The organism is Sphingobium sp. LB126, assembly GCF_002795205.1.
Classification (GTDB): Bacteria; Pseudomonadota; Alphaproteobacteria; order Sphingomonadales; family Sphingomonadaceae; genus Sphingobium; species Sphingobium chungbukense.
In genome coordinates this window covers 798,692-814,945 of sequence record NZ_NETV01000002.1, presented here as the reverse complement: position 1 = coordinate 814,945, position 16,254 = coordinate 798,692, and the positions used below count along the sequence as shown (strand labels likewise).

Genomic DNA, 16,254 nt, shown 5'->3' with positions numbered 1-16,254 from the left:
GGATCAGCCTTGATGTCTGGCTGTTCCGGTCATCATCATGTCGCCGCATCGCCCGATGCAAATGAAGCGTCAGCCTCATCCCCGGCGATCGCTCCCGCCCGCTCCGTTCGAAAGAGCATGGCGAGGACAAGCAGGCCGGGGATGAGGCAAAAGGCTCCGATCTGAAATCCGCCGGCGAAATGCTCGGCGGGAATGCGCTGATCTTGAGCGCCGATGTGGCCGATCGCGCCGATCGAAAAGGCGACGACAATCGCGCTCCAGAGCAGGCGCGCGACATAGCATAGCGCCGACGCGATGCCCTTTTCATCGGGTTCGATGCCGGCATAGATTTCGCCCATCGCCAGCGCCAGTCCGATGACGGATCCCACGGACATCATGATGATCGGGACGGTATAGGCATATTGGCTCGCCGACCCGGACACCAGCGACATCATGAACAGGCCACCCATGTTGAGGCAGAGCGCTGCAAACATGTTCCGGCGAACGCGGCGGGCGAGAAGCGTGCTCATGCGCCGCATGGCGATCCCCAGAAGGACGGAGGTGATGCCGAACGGCGCCAGCGCATAACCGACCTGGATGGGCGTCAGTCCGAAACTGCGTTGCAGGGTCAGGCTGACCAGCACGATCATGCAGGCGGCGCTGCCCGCGATAAGACTGGACATCACGATGCCGCCGATGACCTTGGGCTTTCGGAGCATACCGGGAGGAATCAGCGGAATGGCCGCCTTGCGCTGAAGGAGGATGAAGACCCCGAACATGATGAGGCTGGCGGCGAATGCGGAAAGGATGAGCGGCGGACTGCCGAGACCTTTCGAAGCGATCGTCGACAGGGACCAGACCAGCAAGCTGGAGCAAAGCGTTATGAGCAGGATGGCGATCGGGTCCAAGCCGCCGGGCTTTTTGGCGAAGCCATCAGCCCGCGGCAACAGAAGGGCGCCGAAAATAGCGCAAGCGAATACCAGCAGTGCCGCGAAGGGATAAGGTCCCCTCCAGCCGAACGTCGAGACCAGGAATCCCGCTATGATCGTGCCGCCTGCGGTGGCGGCCATGCCCGATACCGCGATGATTCCCAGGGCCTTGATCCGTTCCGGCCCATCCGCGAAAGTCGATGCCGTAAGTGACAGGGTGGCGGGCAGGAGAATTGCGCCGCCAAGTCCTTGGAGGCAACGGCCAGCCAGTAGAAGGCCGTAGAAAGGGGCCACCGCACAGCAGAGGGCACCGGCGCCGAACAGCAGGCACCCTCTGACATAGCAGCGTCGGCCGCCCCAAAGGTCCGAAAGATACCCTCCCACGATGAGCAGGCCACCGAAGGTTAGCGAATAGCTGCTCAGCACCCATTGCAGTTGATCCGGCTGTAGGCGCAAATCTATCCCCAGCGCAGGCAGGCCCACCGATGTCATTGCATAATCCAGTGCAATCATCAGTTCCGCGCTCACGATGATTGTCAGGATCATGCCCTTGCTGGCTGTTCTGTACGACGCGTTGGCTACATTGGAGCGCAATCGATCAGTCTTCACCCCAAGTTCCTCTCGCTTGCCGCTCACAAACCGGAATTCGGACCGGAATGAACAGCATTATATTTTTCAGCGTATGAATTTTTCCGTGCGTGTTGATGTGGCATTTGGTTTCCGGAATTCGCTATTTTTGATCGCCATGTTGCTTTTGAATGACGAACTGTCCGATTCCTCCCGAGCCATTTTCCAAGGATCGCACGATTGAAGAGAGGGTGTTTGGCTAACCGTGCACGGTCAACAGAAAGCTGTTTCCAGGCAGGACATTCGGTGCGGAATTCCTATTTAACGTATTGGAATTGTGTACGGAATTAACACCTATCGGCATCCCGATATCTGGGAAGATGCGGGCGGCCGGATATCCGGCGGGGAGGCGCATACGCCCTTCAGCTTTCCTGTGCGGGAACGGCAGCAGTGTGAGGCCCGTCCAGGTGAGGGAACGTCATCGGCAATATCCTTCCCGATGCCGTGCGATCAGTCGCGTTATTCGCATGAGCATTCGCATCCAGATATCAATCGTCGTCGCTCACGCCTGATCTGGCGACATGCCTTGTCCGAATTTTTGATGACCGATTGATTTATTGGGATAATTTTCAGTATATCCCGGCTCGGATATCATGGCGCCGGCCCCGATTAGCTGGTGCGCGACCTGCTTTGTAGACTTACACATGAAGGTCATAGGAGCAGGAGCGCAGTATGACCTTATATGCAGGCCCGATTTTTGATTGTGACACGCATCTCTATGAAAAGCCGGATGCGTGGCGGCGATATCTGCCGGAAAAATACAAGGATTGGGAATTTCACTTCAAGACCGGCGAAGATGGCGAGCACGCTCTCTTCATCGGCGACCGCCGCGTTGAAGCCACGGCCGGCTACGTCACCGAGGACGGGCGCGTTGCCCCGCCGGGCCAGCTCCACGAATGGCTGAGAGCCATCAAGGAGGGCAGGGAGAATGTCGACATGCGCGTCCATATGACGCCCGACATGGTCGACCGCGACGCCCGCATTGCCAAGATGGACGAATTCGGGGTGGAAGGCTGCACCCTGTACATGGGCTGGATGAATGCCGGGCATGCCTATCTGACGGAGCCGGAATCGGCTTACGAAGTAATCCATGCCTATAATCGCTATCTGGATGAAGATTGGGGCTTTGCCTACAAGAATCGGATCTTCACCGCGCCGCTCCTGACACTGATGGACCTGGATCGCGCGGTCCAGGAGGCGAAATGGGTGGTGAAGCAGGGTGCCCGTTTGGTGGTGATGCCGATGGGTCCGGTGCATGGCAAGCCGCCCGCGCATCCCGATCACGATCCCTTCTGGTCGGTGCTGAACGAAGCCGGGGTCCATGTGGCCTATCATGTCGGTGAAGCGACCCATATGCATGCGCACATGCGCGAGTGGGGCGAGAAGCCGCTGGAGCAGCGCATGCGGCAGAGCCCGTGGACGTGGATGCACGCCTATAGCGAGCGGCCGCTGATCGAAACGCTGTCGTCCGCGATCTTCCTCAACTTCTTCGAACGCTTCCCGAACATCAAGCTGATCAGCGCAGAAAACGGCTGTGAATGGGTGCCGGACATGCTGATCAAGATGGACAAGGTGCGCGGCATCGCCAAGAATGGCTATTGGATGTGCGGTCAGCTCAAGGAGCGGCCGAGCCGCATATTCAAGCGCCATGTGCGTGTCGTGGCCTATCCGGAAGACAATCTTCAGTCGGTCGTCGAGCGCGTGGGCTCTGCGGAATGTCTGCTGATGGGGTCCGACTATCCCCATGCGGAGGGGGTCTCCACCCCGCGCAAGTTCGCGGACGAAGCCTGCGAAGGGCTGACGGATGAGCAGACCCGCGCCATCATGTACGACAACGGCAAGGAGCTCTTCGCAACGGCGTAAGCGTCGGTTGCTGAATGGGGAATGCGCCGATCAGCCGCGCATTCCCCTTTAGAGCAGACAGAGAATAAGGAGAGCATGTGTGGATTTCGGCAGTTACGACTATCTTCGCTTCGAGCGACGCGGTGCTGTCCTTCATGCGACCATAAACCGGCCCGACACGCTGAACGCGATCGATATCGGCGCGGAGCGCGAACTGGTCCGCATGGTTCGCGAGGTGTCGGAGGACAAGGAGACTCTTGTCCTGGTGATAACCGGGGCTGGTCGTGCCTTCAGCGCAGGCGGCAATCTCGACGCGATCGAGGCGATCATAGATCATCCCGACGAATTCTATGACAATATGTATCAATCCAAGCAGTTGATATTCTCCGTCCTTGATTGTCCGAAGCCCATCATTGCCAAGGTCAATGGGCATGCCATCGGGTTGGGCGCGACGCTGGCGTTGTTCTGCGACATCATCGTCGCCTCCGCGGAAGCGAAATTCGCCGATCCGCATGTCAAGATCGGCTTCGTGGCGGGCGACGGCGGCGCGGTGATCTGGCCGCAACTGGTCGGCCACGCGCGGGCCAAGGAATATCTTATGACGGGCGACACGATAGGTGCCGTCGAGGCGGAACGGATCGGCCTTATCAATCATGTGGTGCCGGCCGAAGAATTGGACGCCAAGGTCGATGCATTGGCAGATCGCCTGGCCGCCGGCTCACCCAGGGCGATCCAGTGGACCAAGCAGTCCGTCAACATCGGTCTCAAGCAGATCGCGCATTCGGTCATGAACGCATCGATGACATATGAAGTGCTGTCGGGTCGGACGGAGGATCACCGTGAGGCGATCCGCGCGCTGCGCGAAAAGCGCAAACCGGTCTTTACGGGCAAATAGGATGACAGGCGGTCCGAACGCGGCCTTCGATTGCGGGGGCCGCCTCATCATGCCCGAGCCGAAAGCCGCTTGGGCTACGATATTGCCTCCGGCAAGCCGATGATGCAGTCGGACGGCAAATTGCCCCTTGCGGGCAAGGTCGCTATTGTGACTGGCGCCGGATCGGGCATCGGCCGGGCGGAAGCGCTTCATCTCGCGCGGCAGGGCGCCCGAATAGTCGTCAACGATCTTGGAATGGGCGATCCGGATATCGCCCGGAAGGTCGTCGATGAAATATGCGCTGCGGGTGGCAAGGCGGTCGCGGACACCAATACGGTTTCCACGATGGATGGCGGCCAAGCCATCATAGCCAAGGCAATCGACAGTTTCGGTCGACTGGACATTCTGGTGAACAATGCGGGCGCCGGACGCCGAAATCCCGTTACCGAGATGACCGAGAAGGAATGGGATCTCACGATCGCCGTGAACCTGAAGGGGTGCTTCACGACCGTTCGTCATGCCGCTCCGATATTTCGCGCCCAGCGCAGCGGCGTGATCATCAACACCAGTTCGGATGCTGGCCTCGGCATTCACGCTCTTTCCAACTACGCAGCCGCGAAGGAGGGCGTCGTTGGCTTCACCCGCGCTGTCGCCTTCGAGTTGGGCAGATATAATGTCCGCTGCCTCGCGATCCGGCCGCGAGCGTTTCGAACGAGCATGAGCGGGCCCGAAAGCCATGAAATGTTCAAATCGTTCGAAGCCGATTTCGGCGTGCCCTTTGTCGGCACCCATCCGTTCGCGCACACAGTCTTTCCCGAACCCGATGAAGTGGGCGCCATGGTCGCGTTCCTCTGCGGAGAGGGGTTGGACGGGCTGAATGGCCATACGGTCCAGGTCGGCGGCGGTGAAATCGGCCTGTGGTCGGAACCCAGGGTCGAACGCTCATGCTTTCGGCCGGACGGTTGGGATGCGGAAGGCCTTTCGCAAGTCGGCGCCTATTTGCTGGAAGGCCTACGCGACAGGCGCGCGATGATGCCTGACGACGCCTGGGCGATGCTGGAGGGGCGGGGGCGGCGCTTGTCGCCCGACAAGGTTGGAAATGAGGATGCGAGGAAATCATGATATCGCATTTCGGCGAAGAAATGCTGGCGGTTGCATCCAATCCGGCGAGGACGGCCGAAAGGTTCAACCGGTCGTCCCGATGTTCGAACGGTCGGAAGACCGGCGAAGCCGCCATCTTCTCACGCGGCCGGGGAGGTTTTCTGGGCCGGCGCATGGCCGCCGTGTTCGCTGGCGAAGTCGACCGGCTTTTGCAACGTGGCGCTTTGCCCGGCGAAATCCATAACGCACTGCTCGGCTTTGGATTGCCGAAGGGGCTGCTCATGATCGAAGACCTGCTGCCCGTGGACGTTCTTGCCGACATCAAGGCAGATCGCCGCTCCCGGGCCGCTCAAACCATTGCGAGCGGGGAGATTATCGAGCGTGTGTTGTTTCCGTTGATCAACGAGGGCGCGCATATCCTGGCCGAGGTCGGCACGCTCCTTCCTTCGGACATCGATCTTCTGTGGCAATATGGCCATGCATGGCCGCGTCAGATGGGCGGCCCAATGCTCTACGTCGACAAGGTCGGTGCGGCGCATATAGTCGGACAGTTGAACCTGTTTTCTGCTGAATGTCCCGATGCCCTTTCGCTGCGGCCTGCGGCTCTTCTCGTCGAGCTTGCCGAGGGGGACGCAGCTTCGCCGATTGGCAGGACGGCCGGGCGAACTGAAGTGCGTTCACGGCCCAGTATCGATCATCCATCCGAACCTATCGGGAAATAGCGGGATCATGGCATGAGCAAAAAGCTGAATTTCAATGGCAGGGTCGTCCTCATCACCGGTGCGGGACGCGGCCTTGGCAGGGCATATGCGGAGTGGTTCGCGGCCCATGGCGCAAGCGTCGTCGTCAATAACCGGCGGCATGCCGGAGTGGCTTCCGCGGCGGAGGACGTCGCCGCGGCCATTCGGGCCAAGGGCGGCATCGCGATTGCCGACGAAAATTCGGTCGAGACGCCGGAGGGCAATGCCGCGATGGTCGCCGCAGCGCTGGATGCATTCGGGCGGATCGACGTCCTGATATCCAATGCGGCGATCAGCCCCACGGTCCGCATGCCCATCCAGGACATGCCTCTGGAAGAATGTCATCGAATGATGAACATCAATTTCTGGGGAGCGTTTTACGCGATCCGGGCGGCGCTTCCTTCCATGCTTGCCGCCAATTATGGCCGCATCGTCATGACCACGTCGGCTGCGGGGCTTTTCGGGCAGTCCGATCTCTCCATCTATGCCGCTTCGAAAGTCGCGCTCGTCGGCCTGATGCGGAGCCTGCATTGCGAGACTTTCTCCACGAACGTCAAGATCAACATCATCTCTCCTTACGCCCGCACCCAAATGTCGGCGAATGCGATTTCCACCGAGCTTGCCGACATCATGGCACCGGAAAGGATCGCGCCCGTGGTGGGATATCTGTCCAGCGAGGAATGCGATCGCGGCGGCGTCATCCTCACCGCCGGTGCGGGCCGCGTACGCAAGAGCATGATTGCCGAGGGATCTGTCGTCGAACTGGACGGCGAGGACATGGCAGGAATATGGCCCGAGCTCGACGACATGAGCGCCATCACCGTCCCTCGTCGCGTCTACGATTCGACGCGCACGATGGTGCCGGAGCTTGTCCAGGCTAAATAAATGGCTCGTCCCCGTTCCACGGGGACTTGCCGTTCAGATGATCGAACAAGAAAAAGGGCGCGGAATATATTCCGCGCCCTTCTTTCGAATTTCAGGGGAACTGGCTTACAGCTTCTCGACCAGCTCCGGCACGACCTTGAACAGGTCGCCGACAAGGCCGATGTCCGCGACCTGGAAGATCGGTGCATCCTCATCCTTGTTGATGGCGACGATGGTCTTGGAATCCTTCATCCCCGCCAGATGCTGGATCGCGCCGGAGATACCGACCGCGATATAGACTTCCGGCGCCACGATCTTGCCGGTCTGCCCGACCTGATAATCGTTCGGCACATAGCCAGCATCGACCGCCGCACGGCTCGCACCGACCGCCGCGCCCAGCTTGTCCGCCAGCGGGAAGATGGTCGCCTCGAACGTCTCGCTGTCCTTCAACGCGCGGCCGCCCGACACGATGATCTTGGCCGAGGTCAGTTCCGGACGCTCCTGCTTGGCGATCTCGGCGCCGACGAAGCTGCTCAGCCCCTTGTCGCCGGTCGAGGCCACGGCTTCCACCGCGCCCGAACCACCCTCACGGGCCGCCTTCTCGAACGCCGTACCGCGAACGGTCAGGACCTTCTTGGCATCCTTCGACTTGACGGTCGCGATCGCGTTGCCGGCATAGATCGGACGGGTGAAGCTGTCCTCGCTCTCCACCGACAGGATGTCGCTGATCTGCATCACGTCGAGCAGAGCCGCAACAAGCGGCGCGATATTCTTGCCGTTGCTGGTGGCAGGCGCGACAAAGGCGTCATGGTGGCCCATCAGTTCGACGACCAGCGGCGCGACATTCTCGGCCAGCGCATGACCGAAGGCGGCGTCGTCCGCGACATGGACCTTGCCCACGCCCGCGATCTTCGCAGCCTCCTCGGCCACCCCGCCAACGCCCGAACCGGCGACCAGCAGATGGACTTCACCCAGCTTCGATGCAGCGGTGACGGCGGAGAGGGTCGCGTCCTTGACCGCGCCGCCCTCATGTTCAACCCAAACGAGCGTCTTCGTCATGCTGCAACTCCCAGAGCCTTGAGCTTAGCGACCAGTTCATCGACATCGGCAACCTTCACGCCGGCCGAACGCTTGGCGGGTTCCGTGACCTTGAGCGTCTCCAGACGCGGCGCAATGTCCACGCCGTAATCGGCGGGTGTCTTGGTCGCGAGCGGCTTGCTCTTTGCCTTCATGATGTTGGGCAGCGAGGCATAGCGCGGTTCATTGAGGCGCAGGTCGGTGGTGATGATCGCCGGGGTGGTGAGCTTCACCGTCTCCAGGCCGCCATCGACTTCGCGGGTGACGCTGACCTTGTCGCCCTCGACCTCCACCTTGCTGGCGAAGGTGCCTTGCGGCAGGTTCAGCAGCGCCGCCAGCATCTGGCCGGTCTGGTTGCTGTCATCGTCGATCGCCTGCTTGCCCAGGATGATCAGGCCAGCGCCTTCCTCTTCCTGGACCTTCGCCAGCAGCTTGGCCACGCCCAGCGGTTCGACTTCAGAACCAATATCATCTGGCGTCTGGATCAGGATCGCCCGGTCAGCCCCCATCGCCAGCGCCGTGCGCAGCGTTTCCTGCGCCTTCGCAACGCCGATCGACACCGCGACGATCTCGGTCGCGACGCCCTTTTCCTTCAGGCGGATCGCTTCCTCCACCGCGATCTCGTCGAACGGGTTCATCGACATCTTCACGTTCGCCAGGTCGACGCCCGTACCATCCGCCTTCACCCGCGGCTTCACATTATAATCTATCACCCGCTTCACGGGCACAAGGATCTTCATCTCCAACATCCTCCGGGATATTCATGGCGGCCAGCGGAATCATGGGCGCAGCCGTCCAACTGATGGTCAGGACATCATGCTTCCGAGATCATGGCCTGCATATATAGGTTCAGATGATAATCGGCATTGCCGTGCAGCATGTCGATCACCTTGAGCCGTTTCAAATAATGCCCCGCGACATATTCCTCGGTTATCCCGATACCGCCGTGAAGCTGTATCGCCTCCGCGCCCACGAAACGTCCGGCGCGGCATATGAAATTCTTCGCGGCGGAAAGCATCTTGCTCCGTTTGTCGGCATCGGGGTCATGCAAGGCTTCGGCCGCCCGCATCAGCATCGCCCTGCTGAGTTCGATGCGCATGTACATGTCTGCCAGCCGATGTTGCAGCACCTGATATTCGGCCAACGCCTGACCGAACTGACGACGGGTCTTCAGATATTCGATGGTGGTCCAAAGCGCCTTTTCCATGCTCCCCATGGCTTCCGCGCAGAGCGCATAAAGTGCCGCATCGATTGCTTCCTGAAGGATCGGCAATATGGTTTGCGGAGTCCCAAGCATCGATGATGCGGGGATGGGGGCGCGATCGAAGATGATATCCGACGCCAGCCGGCCATCGATGGTGCGATAATCCTGCCGGGTCAGGCCGGGAGTGTCCGTGGGCACCAGGAAGATGCCGACCCCATCGGCAACCCGCGCCGTGACCACGAGCATGTCGGCCAGCGAAGCGCCGATGACCAGCGCCTTGTGTCCGTCAAGCGTCCAGCCCCCGTTGCCGTCTTCGGTAGCGGTGGTCGCGATCCGATCAATCTGTCCCCGTGCGCCCGGTTCCTCCTGAGCGAAAGCGAGAAGCAGATCGCCGGTCGAAAAGGCAGGCAGCAAGCGTTGCCGCTGTTCCTCGCTTCCTGCCTTGTCGATGAGTTGCGCAGCAAGGAGGTTGGTGGCCAGCGGCTCGATAGCCAGAGCGCCGCCCATGGCCTCCAATATGACGCCTGTTTCGGCAGCGCCACCGTCGAAACCGCCGACATCGCCGGATAAACCAACGCTGAGCCAGCCCATTTCCGCAAACAGTTTCCAGTGGGTCCGGATCGCGGAGGTGCCTTCGGCAACATAGCGGGTGCGATCGACGAAGCTGTAATGGTCGGCCACCCAGCGCTCGACGCTTTCGCGCAGCATCGCCATATCACCTTCGGCAGCGGGCGCCGTGGACTGCGGGTCCATGGCGAGCAGCGTCTTGGCGATGATGTTCCGCTGTATCTCGTTCGCGCCCGCATAGATGGAGGCGCTCCGCCGATACAGGAACGAAGCGGTCACTTCCTGTCCATGGGCGGGGACCGGCGAAGACGCGCCTTCCTCATATTGCACGGCGCCGTACACGCCCAGCGCCTCCATCTGCATTTCCAGCACGTCCTGTAGCAGTTCGCTGCCGCGGGTTTTGACGACTGACGCAATCGGCAGCGCCCTGGCCTCGTCATGCGGAATGGCCAGATCGCGCAGAACTGCCGCCTCCACGGCCAACAGGTCGATTTCGGCCTGCGCCAGACGCGATGCGAAAGTCGGCTCGTCGATCAATCGGCGGCCGCGGGACATTTCCTGCCGCGCCATGTTCTTGAGCGCGGCGAGGTTCAGATTGTTCCGGGGCACTTCGGCGACCCAGGTGCGTTCGTTGCCCAGCAGGAACTTCGCGTAAGTCCAGCCCTTCCCCGGCTCACCGACGAGATTCGTCACCGGAACGCGCACGGAATCGAAGAACACCTCACACAATGAGATGCCGCCGTCGATCGATTCGATCGGGCGGATCGTCAAACCGTCCGCATCGGCGGGCACGAGGATGAACGATATCCCCTGCTGGGGCTTGACGTTGGGATCGGTGCGGACAAGGCAGAATATCCAGTCGGCGAAATGTGCGTTGGACGTCCAGATCTTCTGGCCATCGATGACATATTCATCGCCGTCCAGCACCGCGCGGGTACGCACCGACGCCAGGTCCGACCCCGCATTCGGCTCGGAAAAGCCCTGCGCCCACCAAACCTCCCCCCGGATGATGGGGGGCAGATAGGTCCGCTTCTGCTCTTCCGACCCGAAGGTGTAGATGACCGGACCGACCAGGCTGATCGCCTGCATGTTGTTCATGGGTGCGCCGGCCTGAAGGCATTCCTCTTCGAAGATATGGCGCTGTAGGGGCGTCCAGTCCGTCCCGCCATATTCTACCGGCCAGCCGGCCACCGACCAGCCCTTGCTGGCCAATATCCTCGTCCAGCCCAGCATGTCGTCACGAAAGCCGTGCACCGAAGTACGCGACCTTTCGGCTATTTCCGGCGGAAGATGGGTTCGGACGAATTCCCGAACTTCGGCACGGAAGGCGATTTCAGCGGAATTGGGCTGCAAGGTCATGATCGTTCACCCGCGCTTCAGATGAATATTACCGTCTCCGAAGGGGGCGTCGCGGCGCTTTAGTGCTTCCTTGAGGCCCAGCGTGGCGACATCATTGCGGAAGCCGTTTCTGGCGCGGGCATGGTGGGCGCGGGTATCCATTTCGTGCGCCATGCGTTGAAGGGTGCGCGCGCCCATGAGTTCAAGACCCTGATTGATGATGCGCTTGTTGGCCGAGAGCAGATCGGTGTCGATCGCTGCCAGACGGCGGGCAAGTTCATCGACCTCCGCGTCCAGCTCGTCTGCGGGCACCGCCAGAAGGGCAAGGCCGAGTTGGGCGGCGTCGCGCCCCAGCAGGCAGTCGCCGGTCAGGATCACGCGTTTCGCCCATTGCGGACCCAGATGGTAGAGCCACATATTGTTGAGCGGCGATCCATGGGCGCGGACCGGCGGGAAGCCGAAGCGGGCGTCTTCCGCCGCGATGATCATGTCGCACAGCAGGGCAATGTCCGTGCCTCCGGCGAGGCAGTTGCCGTGGACCTTCGCGATGACGGGCTTGTGCAGATCGAAGATCGTCATCTTCAGATCCATCCACCGTTCCAGTTGCCAGCAATCGTCGTCGAACCGGGCAAGGCCCAGGTCGCGATAGGCATTACCGTCTTCTTCGCCCTCGGCTTCCGCCTTCACCTGGGATTCGTAGGTGGAACCGCCGCCAATGTCGTAACCCGCGCAGAAATCCTTGCCTGCGCCCTCCAGGATAACGCAATGAACAGATTTGAGATCGTCCGCTTCCAGCAGAGCACACCGAAGTTCGACCAGCAACTGCTGGGTGATCGCGTTGCGGCGGTCGGGGCGGTTCAGGGTGATCCGCGCAACCCCGTCCTTGATCGCGAAACAAATCGTCTCGGTTGTCGTCAACCATTTTGTCATGTCGCTCTCCGCTCCTGTCTCTATTCCCGTCGCTACAGCCACATGCAGGCTTGATGCGCTAGCGGGAATAATGGACGAACCGGCGGGAATTTCTTTTTTAAATACTCTAAAATATTGAAATTAGAAGATAAATATTGCCATATCCAAGCCGGGATATGATGCAGCCAACCCCCGGGCATCGTGGAAGCCGCGATGATCGGAAGACCCTGGACGTTGCCGGAACGCGGCACGCGGATGTATCGCCTGTATCAGTCCGCGACGGGATTCATGCGTGAGGTGAGGAGAATTCCTCGGCCAATCGTTCGATCAGTGGCTGGTTCATCTTGCCGATCATGCCGAGATCCAACTCCTGCTGCGCCGCGAATTCCTCCACCACCTTCAAATCCTTGTACAGGAAGCTCCCACCCGCTTCCCAAAATCGTTCCTCCGTCACAGCCGTTTCCATGAAGCGCATGGCAGTGCTGCCGCCGGTGCAATATGTCAGGCCGCGCAGAAGTCGATGACCATCCATGCCGAGATCGCGGGCAATACGCAGAACTTCGGAAGCCAATTGCAGGTGGACACCCAGCACGGCGTTGTTGATCAACTTCATGTTCATGCCGGAACCGAGTGGGCCGATATGATGAATGGGATATGCGTAGGTTGCGAACACTGGCATGCATTTCGCGACGTCAGCGGGATCGCCGCCCACCATCAGGTTCATCTCGCCAAGAGCGGTGTAGGACGGACCCCAGGCGCCGCCTGCGTCGACGACTTTCACGCCACGCGATTGCGCGCGTTCGCCAATGTCCTGCACGGTCTTCGCGCCGACCGTCGTGTGAATGATGAGGATTGCGCCTCGGTCCATTGCATCGACCAGGCCATCTTCAAGGCATAGTGTGCGGGTCTGCTCTTCCGAATAAACATAGACGATGATGAAATCGCGTCCTTTGCAAAGCGATGCAATGTCTGGCTCTAATGTCACGCCTTGCGCCGACAGATCAGCTTTTATCTCGTTCCTGCGGACATGGACGGCCACGTCGAAACCGCGCCCGTGCAACCGATCAACGACCGGGCGTCCCATCGCGCCCACGCCGATGACGCCCACGCGCGTCGCCGTATAAATATCTGACTTCATATGTTCGATCTCTCTGCTAGCTGCCCTTCCCGAAGCGGATGTGAAAATTGCTACAGAGCAGGGATCGATCGGCCAGCGATATATTGAGGTGAGACCCGTCCTTGAACATAGGAAAATAAAATTAATTCATTGTAATAAAATGATTTTCCTGTTTCCTATCGATACGCGGATATGATCTCGCGTTGCGGCTTCGGCAGAGGAAAAGCTCTTTGAAGAGCTTTCGATTTTTTCCGCATGCTGTACGATTGCCCGTGGTTCATCGCGATAGCGCAATCACTGCGTGGATACCAAATGCAACTTTGAGCATATTGGCCCGGCAGGGAAATGCCTTTCCTTTCATCGATGAAACCATGCATCCGAAAATTTCATGCGGATGTGTTATTGATAAGACCATAAAACACGACCTGAAATGGATAACAGTGTTGAAAAAGGAGAGGGACCATGGATGAGCGAGAGTTGGCTGGAGTGAAATCCAGTTTGAATTACATACTTCCCGCTAACGAGACTCTCTATACGTATAATATTGTAGAACCGCCCGAAGGGATGCCTGCTTCAAACCAGATACTCGATCCGCATGATGTGTTTATAAGAGATGCGAGGAAAAGCGCCACGGTCGGGCAACTCGACGTTCATGGCTTTCAACTTATCCCGTTTGCGCCAGCAGTCGACGACATATACGATCCAGCGCAAATCGAACAAGATTATTATCCGCAGGTGATCGATATCGTCAAGAAGCATACGGGTGCTTCGGAAGTACGCGTTTTCGTTCCCTTCCTTCGTGGCGAAGAAGCCCAGCGCCGCATGCCCGGCGGGATCACCATGCCCGCCGGCACCGTTCATGTCGATTTCACGGAAGAGACGGGTCCGGAATGTTTTGCGGAGCGATTGGGCGAAGATGCCGAACGGCTTCGCGGGCGGCGCTTCGCGGTCATCAACGTATGGCGTCCCATCAACGGTCCGATGCGCGATCATCCCCTTGCACTTTGCGACGCCCGCACGGTAGAGCCCAAGGACCTGATGGTATCGCGATCGATTTCCCGCACGAATGACAAGGGGCTGCGGACGGCGGATGGAAAAATAACGGCCGGAGAAATCTATTCGGTCGCCTTCAATCCGGCGCATAAATGGTATTATGTCCCCGACATGATGCCTGACGAAGCGCTGCTTCTGAAAAATTACGATTCGCGTCGCGACGGGGTAGCGCGGTTTAGCCCCCATTCAGCCTTCGCGGACCCGACCACGCCCGCCGATGCCCTGCCACGGGCCAGCATAGAAGTGCGCACTCTGGCGGTCTGGTAGTCGTCGGGCGAAAGATCGCGGGGTGGCCGGTTTCGGCCGGCAACTTGTGAAGCAATTACCATGGTAGGAAAAATGACAGAAGCTTCTTATTTCAAGGCTTTTCGAAACATTGCGATGACCCGTGAGGGCGGTGTGCTGGAGGCACGCTATCACACAGATGGCGGTCCTCTCCAATGGGGTGCGGACCCCGGCTCCATCCACGAGCAACTGGGGGAGGCTTTTCGGCTGATTGGCGATGATCCTGAAAATCGGGTCGTCATTCTAACGGGGACCGGCGAGGATTTCTGTCGCAAGCCCAATGGGAACGAACTGAAGGTTCCATCCGATTTTGCGACGTGGCACAGGATCATGCGCGAAAGCCGCGCGATGTTCATGAACCTGCTCGATATCGATGTGCCGGTGATCTCGGCGATCAACGGTCCTGCGACCATCCATTCGGAACTGCCGATACTGGCCGATGTCGTCCTGGCCACCCCGACGGTGAAATTCCGCGATCCGCACATGAAGATCGGGGTTGTTCCCGGCGATGGCTGCCATGCCATATGGAACATGTTGCTGGGCCCAAGCCGTGGGCATTATTATCTGCTGACGGGAGAAACGCTGAGCGTCGAACAGGCTCACGCCTTTGGCGTCGTGCACGAAATCCATGAACCCGATATGCTGATGAACCGGGCGAGGGAAATAGCGGCGGGACTGGCGGCCCGGCCGATCGACGCTCTGCGCTATTCGCGCATGTTGTTCGCGCAGCCGTTGAAGGAATCTTTGCAAAGGGAACTTCCCCTCGGCCTCGCGCTGGAAGGGTTGACGGCGATCGCCAACACGCGGGGAGCGCAGGACGTTTGACATGTGATCGTTGCTCCGGCCGTTTTCCTTCCCCGTCATCCACGGAAACCGGGACTTTCAACTTATGGTTGTTCCCGATTGGTGATCGCTCCATCCTATGAGGATGGCTGAAGCAGACGAATCAGGAAAGGCATTGCCACTATCCACCAAGAACCGGATATTGGACGTCGCGGCACGCTTGTTCGCCCGCACGGGTATAGATGCGGTGAGCATGCAGGAGATCATGCGCGAAGCCGGGGTCAACGTCGCCGCGATAAACTATCATTTCGGTTCCAAGGAAAATCTCGTATCGGCCATGGCCGACCGGGAAGCCCCGCAGGTGGCGGAACATCGGCTTACATTATTGTCTCAATGCGCCGATGGGCCGGGCAGGCCGCCGCTGATCGAGCAGATTGTCGAAGCCTTTGTAAGGCCGACTTTCCTCGACCGGGGTCAGCATGGCTCAATTTATGGCCGGCGAACCATGGCGATCCTCAACTTTCAGGGCGGAGAAACATATAGCCGGATTTACAATCTGCATTTCCTCGCCGTCGACAGGCGGTTCATCCAGGCGCTGGTAGCGGCTTTGCCCGGCATCCCGCTCGACGCCATTCATTGGCGTTATGCGTCGTTGATCGCTGCGGTGATGTACGCTATTACCGGCGGCATTCGGATACGCCATCTGAGCAAGGGCCTCTACGATCCGACCGATATCGAACGGGCCGTTCGGGAGATTGTATCGTTCCAAAGTGCGGCTTTTCGTGCTGAGGTAAGCGATGGCCTGAATGTCGAAGCCCTCAAGTCCGGCAAAGAGGGTGGGGGACCATCACCTCCGGAACTTCTTTTCCACCAGCGTTAGGCCGGCCCTCCTCCCCACGCTCCGCGTAGGGAGGGTTTGAAGATGTGCAATGGTTCGTTTCCCGGCACCTCGAAATTTGTCCCCA

15 protein-coding genes are annotated in these 16,254 nt (G+C 59.6%); 9 read left to right on the top strand and 6 right to left on the bottom strand.

Going from position 1 to position 16,254, the window contains the following annotated elements; all coding sequences use genetic code 11:
- Positions 1 to 35: 35 nt before the first annotated feature.
- Entirely contained in the window at positions 36 to 1,454 is a 1,419-nt protein-coding gene (locus CAF53_RS19785; protein ID WP_100239313.1) for an MFS transporter, read from the bottom strand.
- Positions 1,455 to 1,458: 4 nt separating this feature from the next.
- Between CAF53_RS19785 and CAF53_RS27175 the strand changes: the two genes are divergently transcribed.
- From CAF53_RS27175 to CAF53_RS19760, 6 genes are all read left to right on the top strand, one after another.
- The gene (locus tag CAF53_RS27175) at positions 1,459 to 1,719 is read left to right on the top strand and encodes a hypothetical protein (RefSeq protein ID WP_157801312.1); all 261 of its coding nucleotides are present in this window, start codon (positions 1,459 to 1,461) and stop codon (positions 1,717 to 1,719) included.
- Positions 1,720 to 2,207: 488 nt separating this feature from the next.
- A complete protein-coding gene (locus tag CAF53_RS19780) occupies positions 2,208 to 3,398 on the top strand; it encodes an amidohydrolase family protein (RefSeq protein WP_100239312.1) in 1,191 nt (396 codons plus the stop codon).
- A 79-nt stretch (positions 3,399 to 3,477) separates the two neighbouring features.
- The gene (locus CAF53_RS19775) at positions 3,478 to 4,272 is read left to right on the top strand and encodes an enoyl-CoA hydratase-related protein (protein ID WP_100239311.1); all 795 of its coding nucleotides are present in this window, start codon (positions 3,478 to 3,480) and stop codon (positions 4,270 to 4,272) included.
- Positions 4,273 to 4,341: 69 nt separating this feature from the next.
- Entirely contained in the window at positions 4,342 to 5,373 is a 1,032-nt protein-coding gene (locus CAF53_RS19770; RefSeq protein WP_100239310.1) for an SDR family NAD(P)-dependent oxidoreductase, read from the top strand.
- Between the two features lie 152 nt (positions 5,374 to 5,525).
- Positions 5,526 to 6,074 carry a hypothetical protein gene (locus CAF53_RS19765; protein WP_157801311.1) on the top strand — a complete coding sequence of 183 codons (549 nt, stop codon included), beginning with the start codon at positions 5,526 to 5,528 and terminating at the stop codon, positions 6,072 to 6,074.
- A 12-nt stretch (positions 6,075 to 6,086) separates the two neighbouring features.
- Complete coding sequence (locus CAF53_RS19760; protein ID WP_100239308.1) at positions 6,087 to 6,977, top strand: SDR family NAD(P)-dependent oxidoreductase; 891 nt, start codon at positions 6,087 to 6,089, stop codon at positions 6,975 to 6,977.
- A 105-nt stretch (positions 6,978 to 7,082) separates the two neighbouring features.
- Here CAF53_RS19760 and CAF53_RS19755 read toward each other — a convergent pair whose 3' ends face one another.
- The 5 genes from CAF53_RS19755 to CAF53_RS19735 form a co-directional block, all read right to left on the bottom strand.
- Positions 7,083 to 8,015 carry an FAD-binding protein gene (locus tag CAF53_RS19755; protein WP_100239307.1) on the bottom strand — a complete coding sequence of 311 codons (933 nt, stop codon included), beginning with the start codon at positions 8,013 to 8,015 and terminating at the stop codon, positions 7,083 to 7,085.
- Positions 8,012 to 8,773, bottom strand: coding sequence for an electron transfer flavoprotein subunit beta/FixA family protein (locus CAF53_RS19750; RefSeq protein WP_100239306.1), 762 nt, complete (start codon positions 8,771 to 8,773; stop codon positions 8,012 to 8,014). Before CAF53_RS19750 ends, CAF53_RS19755 begins: the two co-directional genes overlap by 4 nt.
- 74 nt (positions 8,774 to 8,847) lie before the next feature.
- The gene (locus CAF53_RS19745) at positions 8,848 to 11,163 is read right to left on the bottom strand and encodes an acyl-CoA dehydrogenase family protein (protein ID WP_100239305.1); all 2,316 of its coding nucleotides are present in this window, start codon (positions 11,161 to 11,163) and stop codon (positions 8,848 to 8,850) included.
- 6 nt (positions 11,164 to 11,169) lie between these two features.
- On the bottom strand, positions 11,170 to 12,072 hold the full coding sequence (locus CAF53_RS19740) for a crotonase/enoyl-CoA hydratase family protein (protein ID WP_100239304.1): 903 nt from the start codon (positions 12,070 to 12,072) through the stop codon (positions 11,170 to 11,172).
- 265 nt (positions 12,073 to 12,337) lie between these two features.
- Entirely contained in the window at positions 12,338 to 13,189 is an 852-nt protein-coding gene (locus CAF53_RS19735) for an NAD(P)-dependent oxidoreductase (protein ID WP_100239303.1), read from the bottom strand.
- 441 nt (positions 13,190 to 13,630) lie between these two features.
- Here CAF53_RS19735 and CAF53_RS27170 point away from each other — a divergent pair, with 441 nt between their 5' ends.
- The 3 genes from CAF53_RS27170 to CAF53_RS19715 all read left to right on the top strand — a co-directional run bounded on the left by CAF53_RS27170 (position 13,631) and on the right by CAF53_RS19715 (position 16,169).
- Positions 13,631 to 14,488, top strand: coding sequence for a CmcJ/NvfI family oxidoreductase (locus tag CAF53_RS27170; RefSeq protein ID WP_157801310.1), 858 nt, complete (start codon positions 13,631 to 13,633; stop codon positions 14,486 to 14,488).
- 72 nt (positions 14,489 to 14,560) lie between these two features.
- Positions 14,561 to 15,331, top strand: a complete 771-nt coding sequence (locus tag CAF53_RS19720) for an enoyl-CoA hydratase/isomerase family protein (RefSeq protein WP_100239300.1) — start codon at positions 14,561 to 14,563, stop codon at positions 15,329 to 15,331.
- Positions 15,332 to 15,464: 133 nt separating this feature from the next.
- Positions 15,465 to 16,169 (top strand): TetR/AcrR family transcriptional regulator, encoded by a 705-nt coding sequence (locus CAF53_RS19715; RefSeq protein ID WP_157801309.1) that lies wholly within the window; start codon positions 15,465 to 15,467, stop codon positions 16,167 to 16,169.
- Positions 16,170 to 16,254 lie beyond the last annotated feature (85 nt).